Source organism: Bifidobacterium parmae (assembly GCF_002860365.1).
GTDB lineage: Bacteria > Actinomycetota > Actinomycetes > Actinomycetales > Bifidobacteriaceae > Bifidobacterium > Bifidobacterium parmae.
In genome coordinates, this window is the sequence record NZ_NMWT01000003.1 from 171,126 (window position 1) to 196,862 (window position 25,737).

General features: G+C 68.4%; 17 protein-coding genes. 11 read left to right on the plus strand and 6 right to left on the minus strand.

Going from position 1 to position 25,737, the window contains the following annotated elements; translation table 11 throughout:
• Positions 1–138 precede the first annotated feature (138 nt).
• The 4 genes from Uis4E_RS02200 to Uis4E_RS02215 form a co-directional block, all read right to left on the minus strand.
• Positions 139–966 carry an energy-coupling factor transporter transmembrane component T family protein gene (locus tag Uis4E_RS02200; RefSeq protein ID WP_243394275.1) on the minus strand — a complete coding sequence of 276 codons (828 nt, stop codon included), beginning with the start codon at positions 964–966 and terminating at the stop codon, positions 139–141.
• Positions 967–1,204: 238 nt separating this feature from the next.
• Positions 1,205–2,749, minus strand: a complete 1,545-nt coding sequence (locus tag Uis4E_RS02205; RefSeq protein WP_165784808.1) for an ABC transporter ATP-binding protein — start codon at positions 2,747–2,749, stop codon at positions 1,205–1,207.
• Entirely contained in the window at positions 2,749–3,348 is a 600-nt protein-coding gene (locus Uis4E_RS02210; RefSeq protein WP_034526515.1) for an ECF transporter S component, read from the minus strand. Before Uis4E_RS02210 ends, Uis4E_RS02205 begins: the two co-directional genes overlap by 1 nt.
• A 177-nt stretch (positions 3,349–3,525) precedes the next feature.
• Positions 3,526–4,893 carry a dipeptidase gene (locus tag Uis4E_RS02215; protein ID WP_101621651.1) on the minus strand — a complete coding sequence of 456 codons (1,368 nt, stop codon included), beginning with the start codon at positions 4,891–4,893 and terminating at the stop codon, positions 3,526–3,528.
• 68 nt (positions 4,894–4,961) lie between these two features.
• Between Uis4E_RS02215 and Uis4E_RS02220 the strand changes: the two genes are divergently transcribed.
• From Uis4E_RS02220 to Uis4E_RS02255, 8 genes are all read left to right on the plus strand, one after another.
• The gene (locus Uis4E_RS02220; protein WP_101621652.1) at positions 4,962–5,588 is read left to right on the plus strand and encodes a DUF3043 domain-containing protein; all 627 of its coding nucleotides are present in this window, start codon (positions 4,962–4,964) and stop codon (positions 5,586–5,588) included.
• 145 nt (positions 5,589–5,733) lie between these two features.
• Positions 5,734–7,233 carry a dihydrolipoyl dehydrogenase family protein gene (locus Uis4E_RS02225; RefSeq protein ID WP_101621684.1) on the plus strand — a complete coding sequence of 500 codons (1,500 nt, stop codon included), beginning with the start codon at positions 5,734–5,736 and terminating at the stop codon, positions 7,231–7,233.
• Between the two features lie 116 nt (positions 7,234–7,349).
• The gene (locus Uis4E_RS02230) at positions 7,350–8,138 is read left to right on the plus strand and encodes a DUF4191 domain-containing protein (RefSeq protein ID WP_101621653.1); all 789 of its coding nucleotides are present in this window, start codon (positions 7,350–7,352) and stop codon (positions 8,136–8,138) included.
• Between the two features lie 309 nt (positions 8,139–8,447).
• Entirely contained in the window at positions 8,448–9,896 is a 1,449-nt protein-coding gene (gene glnA / locus Uis4E_RS02235; RefSeq protein ID WP_051922743.1) for a type I glutamate--ammonia ligase, read from the plus strand.
• 278 nt (positions 9,897–10,174) lie between these two features.
• Positions 10,175–10,705 (plus strand): hypothetical protein, encoded by a 531-nt coding sequence (locus Uis4E_RS12045; protein ID WP_207764531.1) that lies wholly within the window; start codon positions 10,175–10,177, stop codon positions 10,703–10,705.
• A gap of 172 nt (positions 10,706–10,877) precedes the next feature.
• Complete coding sequence (locus Uis4E_RS02245) at positions 10,878–11,861, plus strand: cation diffusion facilitator family transporter (protein WP_243394276.1); 984 nt, start codon at positions 10,878–10,880, stop codon at positions 11,859–11,861.
• 77 nt (positions 11,862–11,938) lie between these two features.
• Positions 11,939–14,641 (plus strand): NAD-dependent DNA ligase LigA, encoded by a 2,703-nt coding sequence (gene ligA / locus Uis4E_RS02250; RefSeq protein ID WP_101621655.1) that lies wholly within the window; start codon positions 11,939–11,941, stop codon positions 14,639–14,641.
• An 86-nt stretch (positions 14,642–14,727) separates the two neighbouring features.
• Positions 14,728–15,861, plus strand: coding sequence for an Mrp/NBP35 family ATP-binding protein (locus Uis4E_RS02255; RefSeq protein ID WP_101621656.1), 1,134 nt, complete (start codon positions 14,728–14,730; stop codon positions 15,859–15,861).
• Positions 15,862–15,941: 80 nt separating this feature from the next.
• Here Uis4E_RS02255 and Uis4E_RS02260 read toward each other — a convergent pair whose 3' ends face one another.
• Positions 15,942–19,349 (minus strand): tetratricopeptide repeat protein, encoded by a 3,408-nt coding sequence (locus tag Uis4E_RS02260; protein ID WP_423734904.1) that lies wholly within the window; start codon positions 19,347–19,349, stop codon positions 15,942–15,944.
• A gap of 134 nt (positions 19,350–19,483) precedes the next feature.
• On the opposite strand from Uis4E_RS02260, the gene Uis4E_RS02265 reads away from it, so the two are divergent.
• The 3 genes from Uis4E_RS02265 to Uis4E_RS02275 all read left to right on the plus strand — a co-directional run bounded on the left by Uis4E_RS02265 (position 19,484) and on the right by Uis4E_RS02275 (position 24,429).
• Positions 19,484–21,619 carry a hypothetical protein gene (locus Uis4E_RS02265; protein ID WP_341476266.1) on the plus strand — a complete coding sequence of 712 codons (2,136 nt, stop codon included), beginning with the start codon at positions 19,484–19,486 and terminating at the stop codon, positions 21,617–21,619.
• Positions 21,620–21,749: 130 nt separating this feature from the next.
• Positions 21,750–23,417 carry an aryl-sulfate sulfotransferase gene (locus tag Uis4E_RS02270; protein WP_101621658.1) on the plus strand — a complete coding sequence of 556 codons (1,668 nt, stop codon included), beginning with the start codon at positions 21,750–21,752 and terminating at the stop codon, positions 23,415–23,417.
• A 199-nt stretch (positions 23,418–23,616) separates the two neighbouring features.
• Entirely contained in the window at positions 23,617–24,429 is an 813-nt protein-coding gene (locus Uis4E_RS02275; protein WP_101621659.1) for an ATP-binding cassette domain-containing protein, read from the plus strand.
• Between the two features lie 57 nt (positions 24,430–24,486).
• On the opposite strand, the gene Uis4E_RS02280 is transcribed toward Uis4E_RS02275, so the two are convergent.
• Positions 24,487–25,650, minus strand: a complete 1,164-nt coding sequence (locus Uis4E_RS02280; RefSeq protein WP_101621660.1) for a pyridoxal phosphate-dependent aminotransferase — start codon at positions 25,648–25,650, stop codon at positions 24,487–24,489.
• Between the last annotated feature and the right edge of the window lie 87 nt (positions 25,651–25,737).

Genomic DNA, 25,737 nt, shown 5'->3' on the forward strand with positions numbered 1-25,737 from the left:
ATTACGAACGAGTCTACGAATCGGCCCGGTGACCGGAACATGTATACCGGTTTTGATTCCCCCACCGGCGTGTCGCCATACGGCGAACCGTGCCCGGACGGTGTGAACCGCCGAGACACGGCCGCCTCGCGCCCGCGGTCACGCGCCTTGGAAGGAGAAATGCCAGTTGCCGGTGGCGACGGCGACGCCGAGCGCGATGAACGGGATCACGAAGCAGATCGCGCAGAACACCGCGTCGATCGGATGCAGACGCGAGACGCGCGCCGCCGAGCGCGGGCCTTCGCCGCCGAAGCCGCGCGCCTCCATCGCGGTGGCGAGCTTCGTGGCGCGCCGGATCGACAGGACCAGCAGACCGAACGCCTGCGAGAACGCGCGTTGGATCGCGTTGCCGTCGCCGAGCCCGCGCGAGCGGCGCGACAATCCCAACGCGCGCCAATCATCCTGCAGCAGCGTGAACATGCGCATGCCGGCGAGACCGCCGTACACGAACCGGGGCGAGAGATGCAGGATCTGCACGAGGCCGTCGGCCAGGTCGGTCGGGTCGAGGCCGAGCGCGAGCACCACGCCGGGGATGGCGATGGCGAGCACGCGCAGGAACGTGGCGCACGCGAGGTATACGGAGCCTTCGGACACGACGATCCATCCGGCGGTCAACAGGATCTCGCCGGACGTGCGTCCGTAGAGCAGCACGGAGATGAAGCCGCCGACCGCGGCGATCCACACCGGCCACGTGCTGCGGCAGATGCGGATCGGGTTCACGCCGCCGATCCACAGCAGCGCGACCTCGAGCCCAAGCGCCACGGACGCGGAGACCACGTCGAGGCTCACGAACATCGGGATGCACAGGAGCAGCGCGCCGATGATGCGCGTCACCGGGTTCACCTTCGCGATGAACCACGAGGGCGACGCGGGCCGCGCCGGCTCCCTGCGCGCGCTCGGCGACGTGACGATGACGTGGTCGACCACCCTCCGGCGCTCCGCGCCACCTCCCGCCAGCGGGAGGGAAACAGGAACCCGACAATCGTCCCCACCCGTCGACGGGAAGGAAGCAGGAACCCTGCAATCGTCCCCACCCGCCAGCGGGAGGGAAACAGGAACCCGACAATCGTCCCCGCCCGTCGGCGGGAGGGAAGCAGGAACCGGACAATCGTTTCCGCCCGTCGGCGGGAGGGAAGTAGCGGACGTGCTTGAATCGTTTCCCATATCACTCCCCTGCGAATCCGAACATGATGCGGCGTGCGTCGAGCGCCTTGACGAGCGCCTCGTCGTGCGTGACGATGATGACCGCGGACCCTTGGTCGCGCACCTTGGCGATGAGGTCGACCATCTCGGTCCACGTGGTGAAGTCCTGACCGAAGGTCGGTTCGTCCATGACGAGGATCTTCGGCGCGCCGGCCAGCATGGAGGCGACGGACAGGCGCCGCTTCTCGCCGCCGGACAGCGTGTACGGGTTGGCTTTGGCGAACCGCGAGAGGTTCATCCGTTCGAGCATCGCGTCGGCGATCGCGTATGCGCGCGTCTCGTCGGCGCCCATCGACTTCGGGCCGATGGCGACCTCGTCGCGCACGAGCGCCGCGGCGAACTGGTGTTCCGGCTCCTGGAAGACCATGCCGATGCGGCCGAGCAGTTCGCGGCTCCTCCACTTGTCCGGCTCGTCGCCGCGCGCGCCTTCGGCGATGTCGGCGCGCACGCGCACATGCCCGGCGAGCGGTTTCAGCAGTCCGGCGAGCGTCAGGGCGAGCGTGGATTTGCCGGCGCCGTTCGGCCCCATCAGGGCCGTCACCTCGCCGGCGAAGAATGCAAGGTCGATGTGCTCGCCGAGCGGGAATCCACGGCCGAAGCTCAGGTCCTCGGTGACGAGCGCGGGTTCGCGGCAGTCGTCACGCATTCCGGCGACCGCGTCCGTCTCTCCGACGGCATCGGCCGTTCCGGCCGCGTCGCCGTCCGCGCGTGCGCGCGCCGGCGCGCGGTCCGGGATCGCGCGTCCCGGCACCCATGCGCCGCCTTGCGCGAGCAGGTCGCCATACTCGCCGAACACCTCGCCCGGTTTTCCATCGGCGATGACGCCGCCCACGTGCGAATCCGGGTCGGGATGGCCGATGACGATGACACGGTCGATCAGGTCCATCCACACGTCGATGTGGTGTTCGACGACGACCATGGTCTGCCCGGTGCGCTCGAGCACGTCGCGCACCGCGTCGTGCACTTCGCGCACGCCTTCCGGGTCGAGGTTGGCGGTCGGCTCGTCGAGCAGCAGGAGTCCCGGCTGCATGGCGAGCACGCCGGCGAGCGCGAGGCGCTGCCGCTGCCCGCCGGACAGGTGACGCGTGGACCGGTCGAGGTCGATGTCCTTCAATCCGACCAGGTCGAGCGATTCGCGCACGCGCCGCCAGGTCTCGTCGCGCGGGACGGCGAGGTTCTCGCAGCCGAAGGCCGCGTCGTCGCCCACGCGTTCGAGGATGATCTGCGAATCCGGGTCCTGCAGCACGAGGCCGGCCTTGCCGCGGGCGATGCCGGCCTCGACGCCGTCGATGGTGAGCGAGCCTTCCTGCTCGCCCTCGTCGGATCCGCCGAGCACGCCGGCCAGTCCGGCCATGAGCGTGCTTTTGCCCGCCCCGGAGGCGCCAAGGAGCAGCACGTGCTCCCCGGGACGGATGTCGAAGTCAAGCCCGCGCAGGGCGAAGTCCTTGCGCGTGGCGTGACGCCATCCCCAATCCTTCGCCTCGACGCGGGCGGGCGTGATGCGCATCAGACGCGAGCCTCGGCGCGGCCGGAGGCGAAGCGGTCGAGCACGCCGGTGGCGGCGATCGCCTTGTGCAGCGCCCACATGAGCGCGCCGGCGATGATGACGCCGGAGATGATGGAGCCGACGAGGTACCAGCTGACGCGCATCGCGTTCCAGCCGGGGTTGGTCATCCAGTAGTAGGCCCAGCAGGCGACGCCGGCGAGCGCGCCGGACAGGATGGTGGTGCCGATGTTCCACTGCTTCCACGCGAAGATCGCGAAGGCGATCTCGGCGGCGAGGCCCTGCATGATGCCGACGATGAGCGAGCCGCCGACGCCCCACTGGTTGCCGAGCGTGAGCTCGAGGAACGCGGCGAGGGTCTCGGCGAAGAGGGCGGCGCCCGGCTTGCGCACGATGATGGCGGCGAGCGGACCGGCGAACAGCCAGAATCCGTTGAGCAGGCCTTCGAAGCCGGGGGTGACGGCTTCGAACAGGGCGAGCGGGGCGGCGCAGACGACGTCCCAGCCCCAGAAGATGACGCCGGATGCGACGGCGATGATGGCGGCGACGACGATGTCGACGACGCGCCACTTGTAGTTGGTCTTGGCGACGGTTTCGGCCATGGTGATGTGCCTTTCTCTCTTGCTTCCTTCGAAGGCACGGGTGGAGGACGTTCCGTGGTCGGCATTGCCCGTCCACGTTCCATCGGTCGGGACCCGTTGCGGTCCCCTCTCAGCCGCCTTCACGCGGCTCCCGTGTCAGCCCTCCACGATAAACGACCGAACCGACTTGCGCAAGACTTATCTGCCGAGCTTGTCGAGCAGGAGGGCTTCGGTGATGACGTTGTTCTTGAGGCCGGACAGCGAGATGGACTCGTTGGGGCTGTGCGCGTTGGCCTTCGGATCCTCCGGGCCGGTGACGAGCACCTGCGCCGAGGGGAAGATGCGCTGCAGTTCGGGGATGAACGGGATGGACCCGCCTTCGCCCTTGTTGATCGGGGCGACGCCGAACGCCTCCTCCATCGCCTCGAGCGCGTCCTTGGTGGCGACCGCGTCCGGGTCCATGCCCCAGCCCATGCCGTTCTCCAGCTTGGCCACCTCGACCTCGGCGCCGAACGGCGCGTGGGTTTCGAGGTACGCGGCGAGCGCGGCCTGCGCCTCTTCGGGACGCTGGTTCGGCGCGGTGCGCAGGGACAGGCGGAAGCGGGTCTCGGGGCTGATCACGTTGAACGAGCCGTCGACCGGGTGCGCGTCGAAGCCGATGACGGTCAGGCTCGGCTTGGTCCACAGGCGGGAGGCGAGCGAGCCGGTGCCGGCGAGCGTGTAGGAGTCGACGACGCCGGCGTCGGCGCGCACGGATGCCTCGTCGAGGTCGCGCTGGAGGCCGCCGATCGGCTCCTCGGCGGCGACGCCGGGCACGGCGAGGTCGCCGTTCGCGTCGTACAGGGAGGCGATGAGCATCGCGGCGAGCGTGTTCGAGTCGAGGATCGGGCCGCCGTACTGTCCGGAGTGGACCGGGTGCTTCAATCCGCGCACGGTCACGTCGACGCAGGTGTTGCCCCTGAGCGAGGTGGTCAGGGACGGGATGTCCGCCGACCAGTTGCCGGAGTCGGCGACGATGATCACGTCGGATTCGAACTCGGCCTGGTGCGCCTCGATGAACGGGATGAAGCTCGGGGAGCCCATCTCCTCCTCGCCTTCGATGAACACCTTGACGTTGACCTTGAGATCGTCCCCGAGCGCCTTCAACGCGCCGGAGTGGATGGCGATGCCGCCGCCGTCGTCCGCCGAGCCGCGGCCGTAGAGGCGGCCGTCGATCTCGGTGCCGACGAACGGGTCGGTGTTCCACGCGGACGCGTCCGGCACGGGCTGCACGTCGTGGTGCGCGTAGAGAAGCACGGTGGGCGCGGATTCGTCGACGATGCGGGAGCCGATGACCTCCCATGCGCCGGGCGTGCCGTCCGGGTTCGCGGACTGGACGACCTTCGCGTCGACGCCGACCTCGCGCAGCTGTTCGGCGACGAATTCGGCGGACCGCCTCATATGCTCGCCGGTGATGCCCTCCGCGGACACGGACTTCAGTGCGATCTTGCGGTTGAGGACGTCGACGATGCGCGTCCAGTCGGATTCCACGCGGGCGCGGACCTCGTCCACGGTGAGCTGGGCCATGTATTCTCCTTATATATAGTGCGTTCCTGCACTCCGAACGCGTCTAGACGTCACCGTAACCTGCAAGCATGACATGGAACCCGTTGAAGAAGGAATCCGCGCAGGAGCCGGTCGAGGAAGCGGCCGAACAGCCTGCGAAGCCGGTGAAGAAGGACCGTACGAAGAACGCGCCCACCCCGAAGATGAAGCAGGCGCAGGCCGCCGGCGTGCGTCCGCTGGTGCCGACCGACCGCAAGGCGAGCGCGAAGGCCGCGAAGGCGAAGATGCGCGAGCGTGAGAACGCCGAATACGAGGCGATGCAGAAGGGCGACATCAACCACATGCCGAAGGCGGAGCGTCTGCCGTGGCGCATCTACATCCGCGACTACGTGGACGCCCGTTTCAACATCGGCGAGTTCTTCATCCCGGTCGCGTTCATCATCCTCATCGGCTCGATGATCATCACCTCGGTCGCGCAGAACCAGACCGCCTCGATGATCATGATGCTGCTCATGTACGTGTATCTGGCGGCCGTGGTCATCGACGTGTGGCTCATGTGGCGCAAGCTCAAGAAGAAGCTCGTCGCCAAGTACGGCGAGCGCGCCGTGGCGAAGGGCTCGCGTTCCGCGTCCTATGCGTGGAGCCGCGCCATCCAGATGCGCCGCTGGAGGCTTCCGAAGCCGCGTGAGAAGAAGCGCGGCCACTTCCCGGAGTGATGCGGGGAGCCATCGTTGGAAACGACTGAGGGGTAGATGGGCGATCGGCCTGTCTGCCCCTCATTGTGTTGTCTACCCCTCAGTCAGCTTCGCTGACAGCTCCCCTGCAAGGGGAGCCGAAAGGCGTGTGTCTATCATGGGCACCATGACTGAACAATTTGACATCGCGATCATCGGCGCGGGGCCCGGAGGCTATGCGGCGGCGCTGCGCGCGGCGGAACTCGGCAGGTCCGTCGCCCTCATCGAACGGGACGCGACGCTCGGCGGCACGTGCCTCAACCGCGGGTGCATCCCGTCGAAGGCGCTCATCACCGCCACGCACACCATCGACACCGTGCACCGTGCGGCCGAGCTCGGCGTGCAGGCGCACGTGGACGGCATCGACTACGGCACGCTGCGCGACTACCGCAGGCACGTGGTCGAGACGATGACCGGGGGCCTCGCCGCCCTGCTCGCGCATCGCGGCGTCACCGTGTTCCACGGCGCGGCCACGGATCTGCGCGAGATCGCCGGAACCGCCGACGCCGAGACCGGCGCGAACCTCGCCGTGACCGTCACCGGGAATCCGGTCGAACGCTTCCGCAAAGCCCAGGCCGCCGAACCGTTGGACGCGAGCGTCGTCATCGAGGCGGGCGACGTGATCCTCGCGACCGGCGCCGAACCGCGCCCGCTGCCGGGCATCCCGTTCGCCGGCGCGCTCATCGACTCCACGCAGGCGCTGGAACTCGACGAGTTCCCCGCCTCCGCCGTGATCGTCGGCGCGGGTGCGGTCGCCGTCGAATTCGCGTCGATGTGGAACGCGGCCGGCGTGGACGTGACGCTCCTCATCCGCAAGGACCGCGTCCTGTCCGGCTGGAACCGGCGCACCGCCGCGACCCTGACGCGCGAGCTGACGCGTCAGGGCGTGAAGGTCGTCAAGGGCACCGCCGTCACACGCGTCGATACCGGCGCGAACCTCGGCGCGACCGTCCACTACACGCGCGACGGCGGCGACGAGCAACAGGTGTGGGGCGAGATCGTGCTCGCCGCGATCGGACGCGACCCGAACACCCGGTTCGACTGGCTCGCGCGCGCCGGCGTCACGCTCGACGACCACGGCTACGTCGCGTGCGACGCGCTCGGACGCACGCACGCGCCGCACGTGTGGGCGGTGGGCGACATCGTCGCCGGACACGCGCTCGCGCACCGCGCGTTCGAACAGGGCGTGACGGTCGCCGAGTCGATCGCCAGACTCGACCCGAAGCCGGTGGACGAGACCACCGTGCCGCAGATCGTGTTCTCCCACCCGGAGGCGGCGTGCGTGGGCCTGACCGGCCAGGAGGCGACCGCCGACCCGAATCTCAACGACGTCAAGGAGACCGCGTACCCGATGCTCGGCAACGCGCGCATGCTGATGAGCGGCGTCGGCGGCGCGATGACGGTCGTCAGCGGCGAACGCGCGGACCGTCCGGACGTGCCGGTCGTGCTCGGCGTGCACATCGTCGCGCCCGTCGCCTCGGACCTGATCGCCGAGGCGGAGCAGCTCGTCGGCAACCGGGTGCCGCTCGCCGAGGCGGCGCGGCTCATCCACCCGCACCCCACGTTCAGCGAGACGCTCGGCGAGGCGCTGCTCAAGGCGGACGGGCGCCCGCTGCACACGCGCTGACCACGCACCGGCCGCGCACCGACCACACGCCCCGGGAGCACGCCACGCCCCCGGGGCACGCATGCTGGTAGAATCAACGGCCAGTATGCGCAAATCCGACTCCAAGCGAGGGAAGAATGGCTGACAAGGACGAGAAGAAGCCCAAGAAGAACAGCACGATCAAGCAGATCATCCAGATCTTCAAGTTCACCTACAAGGACGACAAGCAGCTGCCGTGGCTGTGCGGCGGCGCGTTCGTCGCCCCGATCGTGCTGGCCGTGATCCTCGGCCTCGTGATGAAGTGGATGTGGCTCACCTGGATCCTCACCATCATCGCCGCCGTCATGCTCGGCATCCTGCTCGGCACGATGGTGCTCACCAACCGCGCGGACAAGGTCGGCTACAAGCAGCTGGAAGGCCGTCCGGGCGCGGCGGTCAGCGTGCTGAGCAACATGACGAAGGCCGGCTTCACCTTCCCGGAGCAGCCCGTGTGGGTGGACGCCCGCACCAAGGACGCCATCTGGCGCGGCACCGGCTACAACGGCATCTACCTGCTCGGCGAGGGCGGCCACGACCGTGTCAAGCGCCAGATGGACCGTCAGGAGCATGAGATCAAGGGCGTGACCGCCGGCTCCTCCATCCCCGTCTACCGCATCATCATGGGCGACGGCTCCAACGGCACCACGCGCCTCAGGGACCTGCGCAAGACCATCACCCGCAAGAAGAGCTACGTGCCGACCAACCACTCCAACAAGCTCATGGCTTCGATCCACCCGCGCCGCCGCTTCATCCTCACCAAGGAGGAGCTGTCCATCCTCAACGACCGTCTGCGCACGCTGCAGGCGAAGCGCGGCTACGGTATCCCGAAGGGCGTCGACCCGAACCGCATGCAGAAGGTCAGCCGTCGCGCCATGCGCGGACGCTGACGGCGGCGCGCGTCGCTTCCCGAGCCCCAAGGCCCCGGTCACCGGTCGATCCGGCGATCGGGGCCTTCGCGTATCCCGATGACCGCGGCCCCGTCGCATGCCGCCGGCCGCCCGTGGCCCGGCCGTCCGCGTTCCGGACAGGACGACGGCGCCCTCCTCTCCCCCGCATGCCCGGCGAACCGCGCCACCGCAACGGTCGCGACCATCCGTTACCGGTCACGAAACATTCTCGTAACCGAAGTTTCGAGCGCGTGAAACGCACGTTCCTATCCTTTAATCCTGTAAATCATTTCGATAAAAGGAGCGATCGTGGCTGAGAACAAGATCTTCGCCCATACGCCGGAAGAGGCCGAAGCCCTCATCAACAAGGAAGGCGTCGAGTACGTCTCCGTCCGTTTCACCGATCTGATCGGCGTGCAGCAGCACTTCACCGTTCCGGTCAGCGAGTTCCTGGACAACGCGTTCACCGACGGCATGCCGTTCGACGGCTCGTCCGTGCAGGGCTTCCAGGCCATCAACGAGTCCGACATGAAGCTGGTCCCGGATGTGACCACCGCCTTCATCGACCCGTTCCGCAAGCACAAGACCCTGGACGTCTCCTTCTCCATCGTCGACCCGCTGACCGATGAGCCGTACTCCCGCGACCCGCGTCAGGTCGCCGGCAAGGCCGAGGCCTACCTGAAGTCCACCGGCATCGCCGACACCGCGTCCTTCGCCCCGGAGGCCGAGTTCTTCATCTTCGACAAGGTCCGCTACGAGAACTCCGCCCAGCGCTCCTTCTACGAGGTGGACTCCATCGAGGCCCCGTGGAACACCGGCGTCGACACCGAAGAGGACGGCACCCCGAACATCGGCTTCAAGAACCGCGTCAAGCGCGGCTACTTCCCGGTCCCGCCGATCGACCACAACCAGGACCTGCGCGACGACATGGTCGCCAACCTGCAGAAGGTCGGCCTGCAGCTCGAGCGTTCCCACCACGAGGTGGCGGGCGCCGGCCAGCAGGAGATCAACTACCGCTTCAACACGCTGCAGCACGCCGGCGACGACCTGATGAAGTACAAGTACGTCGTCCACGAGACCGCCGCCCTCGCCGGCAAGTCCGTGACCTTCATGCCGAAGCCGATCGCCGGCGACAACGGCACCGGCATGCACTGCCACCAGTCCCTGTGGAAGGACGGCAAGCCGCTGTTCTACGACGAGCAGGGCTACGGCGGCCTGTCCGACATCGCCCGCTGGTACATCGGCGGCCTCATCAAGCACTCCTCCGCGGTCGTCGCGTTCACGAACCCGTCGCTGAACTCGTTCCACCGTCTGGTCCCGGGCTTCGAGGCCCCGGTCTCGCTGGTCTACTCGGCCCGCAACCGCTCCGCCGCCATCCGCATCCCGCTGGCCGGCACCTCCCCCGCCTCCAAGCGCATCGAGTTCCGCGCCCCGGATCCGTCCTGCAACCCGTTCCTGGCCTTCTCCGCCCAGATGATGGCCGGCCTCGACGGCATCCTGAACCACATCGAGCCGCCGGCTCCGGTCGACAAGGACCTCTACGAGCTGCCGCCGGAAGAGCACGCGAACATCAAGCAGGTGCCGAGCTCCCTCGGCGAGGCGCTCAACGCCCTTGAGGAGGACAACGACTTCCTCACCGCCGGCGACGTGTTCACCCCGGACCTCATCGAGACCTGGATCGAGCTGAAGCGCGACGAGATCGACCAGGCCCGCCTGGCCCCGACCCCGCTCGAGTACGAGCTCTACTACCACATCTGAGTTCCACTCGGAAACCGTGGTTTTCGGAAAGCCCCGCAAAGGATGCAAACGCCTTCGCGGGGCTTTCCCGTATCCATGCATGCCGTCATCCGCGCATGCCGTTCACATCCCGTTCGCCGGAATATACGTCCGGATATATGGGTGTACGTCGTTTTCGGCGGTACGATGGAGATGTACACGACCCGTGAGACGCATGGTGGCGTGTCAACGGGCACATGCCGGCTCCGCGGTCCGATACGAGGACGACGGACCGGAACCAAGCAGAAGGGAAATGACAGATGACCGACAACAACCAGGCTCCCCAGCCGCAAGCACCCTACGGACAACCTGAGTACGGCGCGCCCGCCCCGCAGACGCCGCAGTACGGAACCCCCGCCCCGGCACCCCAGTACGGCGCCCCCGCGTACGGCCAGCCAGCGCCGGCGGGCTACGGCGCGCCCCAGCAGAACCCGTACGCGCAGCCGGCCCCCGGCTACGGCGCCCCCCAGCAGCCCGCATACGGCCAGCCCGCTCCCGGCTACGGCTACGGCGCGCCCCAGCAGTCGCCGTACGCGCAGCCGGCCCCCGGCTACGGCTACGGCGCCCCGGTCGACGACAAGGGCTCGTTCGGCTGGGCCGTGCTCGGCTTCTTCTTCCCGCTCATCGGCCTCATCCTGTTCCTCGTGTGGAAGGACTCCAAGCCGGGCGACGCGAAGATGGCCGGCATGGGTGCGCTCGTCTCCGTGATCGCCAGCGTGGCCCTGTGGCTGCTGTTCATCATCATCGGCATCATCGCCGCCGCGGCCTCCAGTTTCGCCGTGCTGCTGTGACGCACTGATACGATCCATCCGCCAACCGACGCGTCGTGGGTGTGGGATGGTCCCCGAAGCGGGGGACCATCCCACACCCACGTTCCATATCACGGCATGTCCGCCATGGTGCGGGGCGCGCACCATCACGGCCACGGCGCGGCTACAATCGCTTCCGGAAGAGAGGATAACCGTGGCAGACACTGACAAGACCATCCAGAGCGGAACGACCAAGGCGGGCGCGGCGGTGAAGGCCGCGCTGGCGGCGAACATCGGCGTGGCGCTCGCGAAATTCGCGGCGGCCGCGTTCACCGGATCGTCGTCCATGTTCTCCGAATCCGTGCATTCGGTGGCGGACTGCGCGAACGAGATCGTGCTGATGATCGGCGACAGGACCTCCGACCACAAGTCGGACGGCGATCATCCGTTCGGTCTGCACCGCGTCAAGTATCTGGCGAGCTTCATCGTCGCGACGCTCCTGTTCTTCGTCGGCGGCGTGTTCGCCGTCTCCCAGGCCGCGTCCAAGCTCACCGGACTCCTCGACGGCTCCATCCCGCGCGAGGCCGAGCCGATCGAACTCGTCGCCGCGCTCGTCGTCGTGGGCGTCTCCGCCTGCCTGGAAGGCTACGGCCTGCACACGTCCGTGCATGAGGCGCGCGAGCGCATGACGCGCGTCAAGGTGGAAAGCGACTCGCTGGTCAAGTTCTGGCGTCGCACCAAATCCGCCGAACTCGCCTCCGTGATGATGGAGGACACGCTCGCCCTGATCGGCCTCGCGTTCGCAGGCCTCGGCATCGGCCTGTCCATCGCGACCGGCGACGAGCTCTACGATGCGATCGGCGGTCTCATGGTCGGTCTCGTGCTGGTGTGCGGTTCGGCGGCGCTCGCGTTCAAATCCGGTTCGCTGCTCATCGGCGAGGACATCGACCCGCGCACGCGCGAAATGCTCGTCGAGGCGGTCGAAGGCACGCAGGGCGTGAACCGGCTCATCAACATGCAGGCCATCCACATGGACGAGGACGCGGTGCTGCTGTGCCTCAAGGTCGAGACCGACAAGTTCGACCGCGACTACGACGTGCAGACCGTCGACAAGATCGAGACGAGCATTCGCACCGCCCTGCCGTGGTACGAGTGGGAGATCTACGTCGAACCGGACATCTGGCGCGCCCAGCACTAGGCCCCGCCCGTCATGGGCTCCGGACGCCTCCGGGTACAATCGATGCGGACACCATCGGACACGGCCAAGGCGGGGATATGACGGACGAGCAGCTTGCATGGGATTTCGACGCGATGGAGGCCGGCGACGGCGCATCCGACGCCGCGACGCCGGCCATCGTCGCCGACGAGGGCATCACGCATCTCGCGCCCGGAAGCGAGGCGTGGATCGCCGCCCTGACGCCCACCGACGCGGACGCGACCCGTCTCGACCGGCTCGACGTCGACACGCTGAACGCGGAAAACGCCGCACGCCTGTGGGCGCGCGTCGCCGCGTGGGTGGAATCCGACCAGATCGCCTACTACATCGACGACGCGCCGGTCTCCTCCGACGCCGCCTACGACGCGCGGCTGCGTTGCCTGCAACGATTGGAGGCGGCGTTCCCCGCGCTCGACAACCCGCAGAGTCCCACGCACCGGGTGGGCGGCACGTTCTCGAACGATTTCACGTCCGTGCGCCATCCCAGCCGCATGATGAGCCTCGACGACGTCTTCTCGATCGAGGAGCTGCGCGACTGGTACGATTCGGTCATCCGCGACCTCGACTGGCCAGAGGGCAAAAAGCTGCCGATGAGCTGCGAGGTGAAGATCGACGGTCTCGCGTTGAACCTCATCTACCGCAACGGCGTGCTGGAGCAGGGGCTCACGCGCGGCGACGGCGTGACCGGCGAGGACATCACCCTGAACGTGCGCACGATCGGCTCCATCCCCGCGAACCTGGGCGGCGAGAAGAGCGACATCCCCGAATTCGTGGAGATCCGCGGCGAGGTGTTCATGCGCTGGGACGACTTCCATGAGCTCAACCGCGAACAGGAGGACGCCGGCCGCGCCCCGTTCGCGAACCCGCGCAACGCGGCCGCCGGCTCGCTGCGCCAGAAGGACCCGCGCATCACCGCCACCCGCCGTCTGAGCTTCTACGCGCACGGTCTCGGCACGCTGCGCTGGGGCGCGAACGCCGCCGGCAGGCACGACCGGATCGACGACCAGTCGGAGGCCTACGCGCTGTACGAGAAGTGGGGCGTGCCGGTCTCGCCGCACAACCGCACCGTCACCTCGTTCGGCGAGATTCTCGCGATGATCGACTACTACGGCGAGCACCGCGGCGACATCGAGCATGCGCTCGACGGCATCGTCGTCAAGGTCGACGACCTCGCGCTGCAGCGCACGCTGGGCGCGACCTCGCGCGCCCCCCGCTGGGCCATCGCCTACAAGTACCCGCCGGAGGAGGTCAACACCGAACTGCTCGATATCACCGTGCAGGTGGGCCGCACCGGCCGCGTCACCCCGGTCGCGATCCTCAAACCCGTGTACGTGGCCGGTTCGACGGTCGCGCGCACCACGCTGCACAACCCGTCCGAGGTGAAGCGCAAGAACGTGCTCATCGGCGACACGGTCGTCGTGCGCAAGGCGGGCGACGTGATCCCCGAACTCGTAGGCCCCGTGCTGGAACGCCGCAAGGGCCGCGAAAGCGAGCTGCGCGAATTCGTCATGCCGGAGCATTGCCCCTCGTGCGGCGCGAAGCTCGCGCCCGCCAAGGAGGGCGACAAGGACATCCGCTGCCCGAACGTGGAGAGCTGCCCGGCGCAGCTGACCGAACGCGTGATCTCGCTCGCCTCGCGCAAGGCGTTCGACATCGAGCATCTGGGCGACCAGTCGGCGATCGCGCTCACGAACCCGGAGGAGAACCGCCCCGATTCGGTCGCCACCTACGCGCCGGACATCACGGAGATCCTTGTCAAGCCCGGCGAGGAGCCGGAACCGTACGAGCCGGTCGAGGGACTGCGGCTGCCGAAACGCCAGATGCCGGTACTGTCCAGCGAGGCGGGCCTGTTCGCGCTGACCGCCGCCGACCTGCGTGACGTGCGCGTGTGGCGCGAGGCCCCGATCATCGAGATCCACGAGACCGTCGGCGCGAACGGGCGGAAGAAGAAGACGCGCAAGCGCGTGGGCGGTTCCGGACTGTGGCATCAGGTGCCCGCGTTCTGGACGGCCCCCGCGCCCGCGAAGAAGCTCACCGCCAAGCAGCTGGCGGCACGCGCCGGCGCGGCGACGGCGGCCAATGACGTGGCCGTGACCGCCTACCCGGACTACGACGTGCCGGCGGACGCGGTCGTCGTGCGCGTGGACCATAAGAAGACGCGCGCCGGCGAGACCGACGTGCCGGTGGTCGTCCGCCCCGGCGAGAACACGCGCAAGATGTTCGACGAGATGGACAAGGCGCGTCACGCCGACCTGTGGCGCGTACTGGTCGCGCTGTCGATCCGCCGCCTCGGCCCGCCGACCGCGCGACTCATCGCCTCGTCGCTCGGCTCGCTCGACGCGATCGCCGACGCCACGGCCGACGAGCTCACGCAGATCGACGGCGTGGGCCCGGAGATCGCCGAATCGGTGGTGCACTGGTTCACGGCGGCGAAGGAGCCCGGCGACTGGCGCGGCGAGACGCTGCACGCGTGGCGTGCCGCCGGCGTGGGCGTCGCCGCGGCGGAGAAGAGCACGCTGCCGCAGACGCTCGCCGGCAAGACGGTCGTCGTCACCGGTTCGCTGGAAGGCTATTCACGGGACTCCGCGAAGGAGGCGATCCTCGAACGCGGCGGCAAGGCGGCCGGATCCGTCAGCAAGAAGACCGACTACGTGGTCGTCGGCGCGAACGCCGGTTCCAAGGCCACGAAGGCCGAGGAGCTCGGCATCCCGATGCTCGACGAGGCCCAGTTCGAGACGCTGCTGGAGACCGGCGAGGTCTGACTCTGGCATGGCGGGCGTTCGCACGCTAGGCTGGTACGCGGCATACGCGATATGAACAACCGATCGGCGACGAAGAGGAGGACGCGTTGACGGACAGCAGGCACATCGAGGCGGCGATCTACGAGAGGCTGAGCAAGGTCATCGACCCGGAACTCGGGCGTTCCGTCACCGATCTGGGCATGATCGCGGCGATCGACGCGACGCCCGCCGCCGGACGGGACGGCGGCGACGGCGCGCGCGACGCCTATGACGTGACCGTGCACGTCGAACTCACCGTGCCCGGCTGCCCGCTGAGCGAGACCATCACGAACCAGATCAACGGCGCGGTCGCCTCCTACCCGGACGCGGATCTCACGCCGCGCATCGAGGTCGGTTCGATGAGCCGCGACAAGCTCGACGACCTCGTCGCCGGGCTCAAGGCGGAACGCAAGCAGAACCCGTTCAACAAGCCGGGCGTCAAGACGCGCATCTTCGCGATCGCCTCCGGCAAGGGCGGCGTCGGCAAGTCGTCGGTCACCGCGAACCTGGCCGCCACGTTCGCCGCGCTCGGCTACGACACGGCCGCCATCGACGCGGACATCTACGGCTTCTCCCTGCCGCGCCTGTTCGGCGTGCACACGCAGCCCACGAACCTCAACGGCATGCTGATGCCCGTGACCGCGTGGGGCGTCAAACTCATCTCGATCGGCATGTTCGCCGGCGCGGACCGCGCGATCCTGTGGCGCGGTCCGAGGCTCCAGCGTTCGCTCGAACAGTTCCTGTCCGACGTGTGGTGGGGCGAGCCGGACGTGCTGCTGCTCGACCTCGCGCCCGGCACCGGCGACATGGCGATCTCGGTGGCGCAGGCGCTGCCCAACGCGGAGCTCGTGGTCGTGACCACGCCCCAGCCGAGCGCGTCCGACGTGGCCGTGCGCTCCGGGCTCGTCGCATTGCAGGTGCCGATGAAGGTGCGCGGCGTCGTGGAGAACATGAGCTACTACGAGCACAAGGGCGAGAAGCTGGAGATCTTCGGCCGCGGCGGCGGCGAGCGCGTGAGTTCGCAATTGTCCGAGGCGCTCGGCTACGACGTGCCGCTGATGGCGCAATTGCCGCTCGAGCCGGAGCTGCGCGAGACCGGCGAGGCGGGCCGCCCGGCCGTGCTGGACGCGGACGGCGCGTTGAGGACCGATGGCGTCGGCGCCGAATTCAAGGCGCTGGCCGAACGGCTGATGGCGGCGTAGGTTCCCGCGCGGGCTCCCACAGAGGTTCCCGGGGTGGTGGTTTCGCACCGGACGCGAAACCACCACCCCGCCCTGTTCCCTCACCCGTTGAGCGAGCGGATGAATTGCGCCTGCACCACGTCGATGCCGTTGGTCTCGTCGTCGTTCATGCGCGCGGACGCGACGGACAGCGTGCGCGCGGGCACGAACAGCCCCTCGTCCACGGTGACGCGCGCCGCGTCGCGCACGATGCCCGCCACCTCGGTGTGCGGCCAGACGGGCAGGTCGTGGGCGGCGAGCACGTGTGCCGCGTCGTCCACGCTTTCCGGCACGCGGATGCACTGCGAGTCGGCGCGCGCGACGAGCTCCTGCAGTTCGCCTTCCAGCGAGCCGATCTGGCCGGGCGCGATGTGGTCGCTCATCAGGTAGGCGGCCACGGCCGTCTCGAAACGGTCCTGCATCCATTCCGCGTAGGCGAGACGGTAGTAGGCGAACGCGGCGTCGTCGCGGTCGAGGGCGACGTTGAGCGCGTTGAGGCATGCGGCGCGCGCCGAATCCCAGTCCTCGCTGCGCGCCAGCTGCACGGCGAGCTTCAGATGCGTGAGCGGGTAGGCGGGCGCGTAGGAGACCATCGTGTTGAGATGCTTGAGCGACGCCTTCGCGCCCTTGATCTGGGCGAGCACGTCGGCGAGCTCCATGTGCGCGTAGAACAGGTTGTCGGGGATGAGCACGGTGCGCTCCCCCTGTGTGGCGAACAGCCGGTTGTAGATGACGCGTTCCGCATACGAGTTGAAGTAGCGGGGCACGCCGCCGCCGTTCGCGTAGAGCGCGTCGAGCCGGCCGATCGCCGCCTCCGCGGTGTCGAGCGCCTGGTCCACCTGTCCGCCGAACAGCAGGTCGCGCGCCTTGAGCCGCTCCTTGTCGAGCTCGTCGGCCAGGGCAATCGTGACGGGCGGGGTGTCGCGTCCGTCGATGAGCGCGCTGGTCACGTTCGGCGCCTGTTCGGCGAGTTCCGGATCGCCGATCATGTCGATGATGCGCATCGCCTCCCGCGCCTTCGCGACGGACGGCATCGTCTCGTCGGAGGCGAGACGATGGAAGTCGGATTCGGCGCGCTGCAGCAGGTCGACGCGTTGGATTGACAGTCCGACCGCGTCCGGCGTGCCGAGCACGCGCGCCGCGGCGGGCGTGAACGCATGGTCGGAGGATTCGGGCTGCTCCTGCGAGCCGGCGGGCGCGAACCGCTGGTCGCGCAGGTCGAATCCGGCGTCGACGGGTTTGAGAGCGCCGTCGCCGTCCACGTCCATGACCGCGTCGAACATGCGGTACGTGTCCATCGGATGGTCGAGCGCGTCCTCGTCGATGCGGGTGAGGAACGCGTCGCGCGTGAACGTGACGGTGGCGAGGTTGCGCACGGTCGGATTGCGTTTGAGCACGCTCATCGGATCGGCGTCATCGGCGTCGCCGTCATCGCCGTCGCCCGCGGCATCCGCGTCGTCGCCGCCGTCCGTCGAGGCGATGCCGAACGTGTCGCCGGATGCGGCGTCGTTCGCGTCGTCGCCGGGCATCGCGAACGCGGTCTCGTCGATGTCGACGCCCTGCATGAGGTCCTCGAACCGGCGTTCGATGCTGTCGTCGCCGTCCGTCGCCGTTCCCTCGTCGCCGGACGGCTGCGCGTCCGCGCCCGTCTGCGTGGGATCGGCGACCGGACGCACCGGCGTGTGCGTCGGATCGCCGTGGAAGTCGCCGTCCTTCGGCTCGGCCTTGCCGCGCACCGCGCCCATGCCGCCGGTGTGCATGCGTTCGAACGCGCTCAACGCCTCGCTCATCATCGTCTCGATGGCGGAATCCTGTTCGGCGACGGCCTCCTCCAGGCCGAGCGAGTCGACGTGCAGCGACACCTCGCGCACCCGGTCGCTCGCGGCGAAGCTCATCGCCGCCATGATCAGGCCGACGCGCAGGTTGTAGGCGGCGCTCATCTCGGCGCGTTCGCCTTCGCTCAACGACACCCACCGGCGCTCGGTCTCGTCGTAGCGGGTGGCGGGCATCATCGACACGCCCGCCGTGGTGAACCCGACCGCCACGCGTCCCGCCGCGAGGTTCGAGCGGAGCTCCACGTCGAACCGGTAGGGCAGTCGCAGCCGGCGCACGAGCAGCGCCATGCTCTGCCGGTACACCCATTCGGAACCGGTGTCGCCGCGTTCGCCCACATGCTCGCCGAGATGACGCGCGATGCGGTGCGCCTCGCGGATCAGCGAGCGCATCGCGTTGTGGTCGCCCTGCCGGTCCATGCGCGCGTCGCGTCCCGCGGCCGCGCCGTCGACGGCGTTGCGCGCGCCGGCCGCCGTGTCCGCGTCGCCGTCCGCGCCGTCGCCGTCGTCCGCGCCGAGCGCGATCAGCGCCGGATCGTCGAGCAGTTTCAGGTCGATGGTGGCGGCCTGGGCGCGCGTCACCGTCTCCTCGGTGGGTTCCAGGCCGAGACGCGCGTTGCGTTCCAGCCATACGCTCACCGACGCGAACCGGTTGAGGTTGCCTTCGATGGCGAGCGCGCGCAGCGCCGGAGCGAGCGACAGGGACGAATCCCAGGTGAAGAAGTAGGAGCCGGAGTAGCTGGACGTGTACAGGTGCAACGGTTCGGCGCCGTGCACGGCCTCGAGCCCGGGCGCCTCGTCGAGCGCGCCCGCCTCGTGCATGAGTTCGGCGAAGTGGTCTTCGAGCCCGGAGACGCGCATGCCGTGCGCGCGCACTTCGAGCATGTCGCGCACGGACCGGCGGATCGCGCCCATCGGCGCCTCGCGGTTGAGCCGGCGGAAGATGTTGCCCGCGCCGAATCCGACGAGCGCGCCGCGCATCTGCGGCAGCATGTAGCCGGCGAAGAACGCGATGGCGACGGCGTCGCGGTATTCGAGGCCCTCGCGCATGTCGCGGCGCAGCGGGTAGCGCATCTGTTCGAGCGTGTAGGTGCCGCTTTCGCGGTCGCGGCGCCATGCGGCGAGCCAGGTCATGCGGCCCGTGTCGTCGCGGCCGACGACGCCGCCGCCCACACGGTCGCGGCGCGGCTCGCGGGAGAGCATGAACCGCGGTTCCATGTTCTGCACGTCCATGCCGATCTCGGTGCCCACGTACACGCGGCCCTTGCCGTCCGCGTAGGCGATCTGCGAGAAGTGGTCGCGGTCGGCGAACACGCCGAGCGAGAAGCCCGCGCCCGCTCCCGGATTGGCCGCCCCTCCCCTGGCCGGCAGCTGCGCCCAGCCGAGCGTGAGCCTGCCGGGCACGTCGTCGAAGTCGAGCAGACGGCGTTTGACGAGCGGGCCGAGACGACGCGAATGGCTGGCGAGCTCCCGCGCCACGTCCATTTCGACCTTGGTGCCGGACGATTCCCGTGCGAATCCCGCGGCGGCCGTCTCCTGCGCCGCCTTGTCGATGGTCGCGCCGAACGGGTCGACCGATTCGAACGCCCCGCGTCCGGAACGCGTCAGCCGTTCCGCAAGCCCCCGTACCCGCCCCATCGCGGCCTTCCATGGATCCGAGGGGCGTTCGTGGCGGTGTGACTTGCGTACTGACATGCCTCACATTGTTCCAACGCAACCCGACATGGAGGCGGTCGTGAAGCCCTGAGAATAACTGACTATAGAATGGTCGGGTGCCTCATCTTCCCCATCCGTTCGCCAAGGGGTCGCGCCGTCGCGCGGCCGTCGCCGCACTCGTCGCCATGCTCGTCGTGCTCGCCGTGGAATGCGTGGGGTTCAACCTGCCGTTCTGGCGCACGCTGGGCGCGAGCACCGATTCCGCCGCCGCCGCGAACACGCTGGGACCCGGGCTCGGCCGCACGGACACGGGCGCGCTGCGCGTCACCGATCCGACGGGATCATGGCTTGAGGTGAAGGCGGACGGCACGTCCGATTACCTCAGGGTGGACACGTCGCAGCCGAAGCAGGACGCGCTGCGCGTCATCCACCTGCGCGTCGCGTCTCCGGACGGCGGCGACGGCACGGCGCGGACGGTGGCCGCGTCGTCGCCGCGATCGCATTTCCTCAAGGCGCACAGCGCCGGCGTGACGCGCGTATGGGTCGAGGAGGCGAAGGGCTCCGTCATCCCGATCGAGGCGGTCCGCGCGAACGTGCGCGTCCCGTTCTCGTTCAGTCCCGCACGCGTGGCGCTCATGCTGGGCGCGCTGCTGCTGGCCGCGTTGTGGCGGCCCGGATCGCGGCTGTGGCGTGTGGCGCTCGACCCGTCGGACCTCCGTCAGCGATTCGCGTTCGCGGGTCTGGTCGCGCCGTTCGCCGTGGCGACGGCGGCGAACGTGATCTGGCAGATGCGCTATGCGACGCCGTTGTCGTTCCACCAGCCCGGCGGCTACACGTACGACATCGACCAGTACGGGCATCTCGCCGACGCGCTGCTGCACGGCCGGCTCTCGCTCGATCTGATCGTCCCGGACGCGCTCGCCGCCGCCCCGGACCCGTACGATGTGACGACGCGCTCGCGGCTGCTCGCCGAGGGCGTCAGTCCGATCTACTGGGACTACGCGTATTACGACGGACACTGGTATTCGTATTTCGGCGTGGTGCCGGCGGCGATCCTGTTCGCCCCCTACCGGCTGCTCACGGGCCGTATGCTGTCGAGCGCGGCGACGGTCCACCTGTTCATGCTCGTCGCGCTCGTGTTCGCATGGCTGCTCACGATCCGTCTCGTCGTCCGGCTCGCGCCGCGCACGTCGCTCGCCGCCACGTCGATGATGCTGCTGTTCGTGCCGTTGGCCGCGAACATGCCGTATCTCGCCTACCGGACGAACTTCTATTCGGTGCCGTTCGCCGCCTCGCTCGCGTTCACGACGGCGGGACTGTGGCTGTGGCTGGGGGCGGCTACCCTGAAACGCCCGTTGAACCCGGCGGACCGGTGGCATATGGACGGCGCGCCGGCATTGTCGCTGCCGCGGCTGGGGCTCGGCGCGTTCCTCATCGCCGCGAACTTCGGGTGCCGTCCCACGTTCTGTCTGGCGGCGGTGCTCGGCATCCCCCTGTTCTGGCCGCAGATCCGCGCGATGGCAGCGAACCTCAAGGCGGGGCGCGTCGGCGTCGCGCGGGCGTTCGCCGCGCCGGCCGTCGTGCTCGCCGCGGCGCTCGTGCCGCTCGTGCCGCTCGCCTGGTACAACCATGCGCGGTTCGGGTCGTTCGTCGAGTTCGGCAACGACTACCAGTTCACGGTGACGGACATGACGGCGTTCCGGCAGCCTCCGGCCGACATCCCGGCGATGGTCGGCTACTATCTGGCGTTGCCTCCCAGAATCGTGCACGCGTTCCCGTTCGTCGCGCTCTCCCCCACGCCGCTGGCGCGATGGGCGTTCGCCGAACCGATGGTCGGCGGATTGCTCGTGCTGTGCCCGCCGCTGCTCGCCGCGCTCGCGCTGCCGTTCCTCCGGCGCCGGCTGCGGGGGTCGGGGCTCATGCCGCTGATGACGGCCGCGCTGACGCTCGGCCTGTTCGTCGTCGTGTTCGACGCGTCGAACGCCGGCCTGGGATGGCGGTACATGGGCGATTTCGGATGGCTGTTCGCCATGGCCGCGCTGCCCGGCCTGCTGCGCGCCGTGAACGGCGCCGGCGACGGATGCGCGCCGCCCGCCGCTCGGCTGAAGGCGGCCCGGATCGTCGTCCTCGTCCTGCTGGCCTTCTCCGTGCTGGTCAACGTGCTGTGCCTGTTCACGGTCGGCCGTCAGGACCAGATGGTCGCCACGAATCCGGCCCTGTTCCACGACGTGATGACCTGGTTCACGATGTGAACCGCGGCCGGCCGCCCTGATTCTCAGGCAAATCCCAGCGGAATCCTTGGAATTCCAAGGGGTCGGCCATAATACTGAATTGGTCAGTGAACAACAGCGTCCGCAGCCAGAAAGCCGGAAGACCTTCACAATGAAGCGAACAGCAAGCAGCAAGACCGTATTGAAGATCGTGGCGGCCATCGTCACTTTGGCCGTCGCATGCGGCCTGTGCCTGCTCACGCAGGACAACGTCGACGCGGCGATCAAGGAGCATCGCGTCGAACGGTTGAACGCGCGCATCGAGAACATCTACACCGCCGACTACCAGAAGATGGCCGACGAGAACCTCGCCGCCGCCCGCGGCAAGTCGGCCGCCACGCTCGACGACCCGTTCGTCGAGGAGAACCCGTACGGCACGAACACCACATCCCTGTACGTGTACTTCACGACCGACGAGAAGACCAGCGTCTCCTACACGGTGAGCGCCGCCGGCTACCCGGACTTCTCCGCCACCGCCGAACAGGGCGACGACTACGCGACCACGCACGAGTTCCTCGTGCTCGGCCTCATCCCGAACGTGAAGAACACGATCACGCTCACGTTGAAGGACTCGACGGGAGCGACCGTCGCCACCAAGCAGATCATCCACAAGGGCGCGAAGATCCTCGGCGAGGAGGAGGTGCGGCTCGAACAGCCGGTCGAGCCGACGAGCGAGGCCACGCAGGCGCTCGGCAACGGCCTGTACGCGATCCTCGGCAACGACTCCAACGACCAGGACTTCATGTACTACTACGATGTGAACGGCGTGCTGCGCGGCGAGGTGCCGGTGCTCTACTACCGTTCGCACCGTCTCCTGTTCGACGACGACGGCCTCATGTGGTTCTCCGCCTCGACGAAGCACTTCGTCGGCATGAACCGTCTCGGCAAGCTGGAGAAGATCATCGACCTCGGCGACCGGTTCATCCTCCACCACGACTACGCGCTCGACTCGGACGGGAACATCGTGTCGCTCGCCACCGACCTGACCCGCTCCGACCATGCGGTGCAGGACCAGGTCATCAAGGTGGACACGACCACCGGCAAGGTGACGCAGCTCATCGACTTCGGCGACATGTTCCCCGACTACAAGGCGTCCACCGACCATTCCGGCATCGACGAATCCGACCCGACCGCCACGAACCGCTGGGACTGGATCCACTTCAACACGATCCAGCTGCTGCCCGACGGCTCCGCGCTGTTCTCCGCGCGCGAGACCTCCACCATCATCAAGGTCGACGACATCGAGGGCACGCCGAAGCTCGACTGGATGGTCGGCGAGCCGACCGTGTGGGACGGCACCTCGTACCAGAAGTCGTTCCTCACCAAGGTGGGCGACTTCGGCGACACTGGCGGCCAGCACTCGATCACCTACGAGGAGGACCCGTCGCTGCCGGACGGCCAGTACTACATCTACATGTTCGACAACAACTTCGGCTACGCGATGACCCGCCCCGACTTCGACTGGACGACGATCAAGGGCATCTCCACCGCGCAGAGCTCGAAGGACGAGAACTCCCGCTCCCAGTTCCGCAAGTACCTGATCGACGAGAACGCCGGCACGTACACCGAGGTGCAGTCGTTCGACGTGCCGTACTCCCCGTACGTGAGCTCCTCGCAGGAGATCACCGACACGATCAACCTGGTGGACACGGGCATGCAGGGCGTGTTCGGCGTGTACGACGACGACGGCAACCTACAGGCGCAGTACAGGATGGGACTGTCGACCGGCTACATCTACCGCGTCTACCACTACGACTTCAAGGGCTTCTACTTCGCCTAACGGTCGGTTGTCTCCCTCGTCCGAGGGAGACAACCACGACTCCGCTTCACGGCTTCCCTCCGGTCCTGCAATCATGGACCGGCCTACGGCCGGACCCAATATCACCTCGCGGCTGCCGCCGCTCGGCCTCGCCTACGGACCGCCCACCGGGCGCTCCGCTTCACGGCTCGGCCCATGCCACTTACTACAGGTAGGGGGCATGGGCTTTTTCTTCTCCCGCAGACCCGCCGCGAAGCCGGCGTCGCTCACCTTCACGCTTTCGGGTGCCGGCCACGTCTACGATGACGGCCACACGGGCCTCAACCCCACGGACCTGACGATCGACGAGAAACGCGTCGCGATCATCGGTCTCAACGGCTCCGGCAAGTCCACGCTGCTCGGCCTGCTCGACGGCTCGCTCGCCCCGTCCGCCGGCACGGTCACGCTCGCCGGCGCGGGAACGGGCGGCGATCCGGCCTCACCTACGCTCGACACCTCGTCCAAACGCGACCTCAAGACGGTCGACGAGTGGGTGGGCAAGGTGCGCCGCGAGGAGATCCCGAACGCGTTCTACCGTGCGCAGGACATCACGCAGGCGGTCGACGAGTCGTTGAAGAAACACAAGATCGCGGACGCGGAGCGCGCGGCCCGCATCGGCAACCTGTTCGCGCATTTCGGCCTGCAGCGCCTGCGCAAGGCGAAGGCGGCCGAGCTCGATTCGGAGAAGCGCCACCTGCTCGCCATCGCCGCCGCGCTCGCGTTCGACCCGGCGGCGATCGTCGCGGACGAACCGTCGAAGGGGCTGGACGAAATCGGCACACGCCACGTGGCCGAGGCGTTGTTCACCTACGACAAGCAGGTGATCGTCGCCACGCATGACACGGACATGATCGTCCGCCCCGAATACGCGATCGACCGCACGCTCGTGCTCGACGCGCAACACGTCGTCTTCGACGGATCCCCGGCCGACGCGGTCGCCTTCTACACGGAGCTGATCCGCAAACGCTACGAAGCGGCGAAGGTGGCGGCCTGAGGTCGATCCGCAGCCGTCACGGCCGCCGCCGCAGCGTGCGCCGTCACACGTGCGCCGTCAGCCGAGGTCGAGCATCGCGGCGACCGTGTCGAGCACTGCCGTCACGTTCGCGCGGAACTCGTCCGCCTCGGGCAGCAGCGACAGCGCGAGATAGCCGTTCGTCGTCATGTCGAAGAAATAGCCGGGTTGTCCGGTGAGCCGGCGCGTCCCGATGAGCCGGAGCACGAGCTCGTTCTCGTCGATGACGGCCGGCACGCGCAGCAGCACGTTCCAGCCGCCTTCCGCGCGCAGCACGTCGACGAGCCCGTGCTCGTCGCGTGCGAGCAGCGTATGCAGCGTGGCGAGGTTGGCGCGCACGCGGTCGCGCACATGCGCCGTCTGGCGCGGCGCGACCGACAGCAGTCCGGGCAGACGGTCGGCGATGATGTCGCTCATCGGCAGGTAGTCGTCGGCGATGACGTCGAGTCGGCGCTGCGCCTCGCGCACGTCGTCCTCCGGTCCGGAGACGCGGATCCAGCCGACTTTGGCGTGCGGCGCGGCGAGCATCTTGGAGAAGCCGTCGAGTGCGAACGTGAGCGCACCGGTCTCCCCCGCGAGCCGAGCGTTGCCGTCGAACGGCTCCAGCGCATAGTCGTAGAACACCTCGTCGGCGATGATGGCGATGCCGCGCTCCCGGCACAGGCGCACGAGCGTGGCGCGTTCCTCGGGCTTCACGTAGGAGCCGGTCGGATTGTTCGGGTTGATGAGGACGAGCGCGCGGATGCGGTCGCCCTCCGGCGAGTAGAGCAGCTCCTCGATGGCGGCGGTGTCGATGTACCAGGAGCCGTCGAACTGGAGCTGGTATTCGATCGTGTCGACGCATTCGAGGCGCGCGATCGATTCGATGAGCGGATAGCCGGGCTTCGGGGCGAGCACCGCGTCGCCCGCGTCGCACAGCAGTTTGATGAGCCACGAATACGCCTGCGACGTGGAGCTCAGCAGATACAGCGAATCCGGATCGACGCCTCCGAGGAAGCGCGCCAGCGCCTCCCGCGCCGCGTGCGGCCCGCGAGGCTCCGCCGTGTACTCCCCCGGCACCTCGGCCGGGGCGAGCCCGTGCCGGGTCGGATTGGAGTCGTTGAGCTTGCCGAGCGTCACGCCCTGCGCGCGCGCCTTCGCTTCGGCGGCGGCGATCGGGTTGGGCGCGGAGATGTCCACGCGGGAGGAGAATCGAACGGTCATGCCTCCACTGTAGCGCGGGCGACGAAAAGGGCCGTCCGGAACGGATTCCGGACGGCCCTTCGTCATCCCGGGCGACGCGCGACGCGC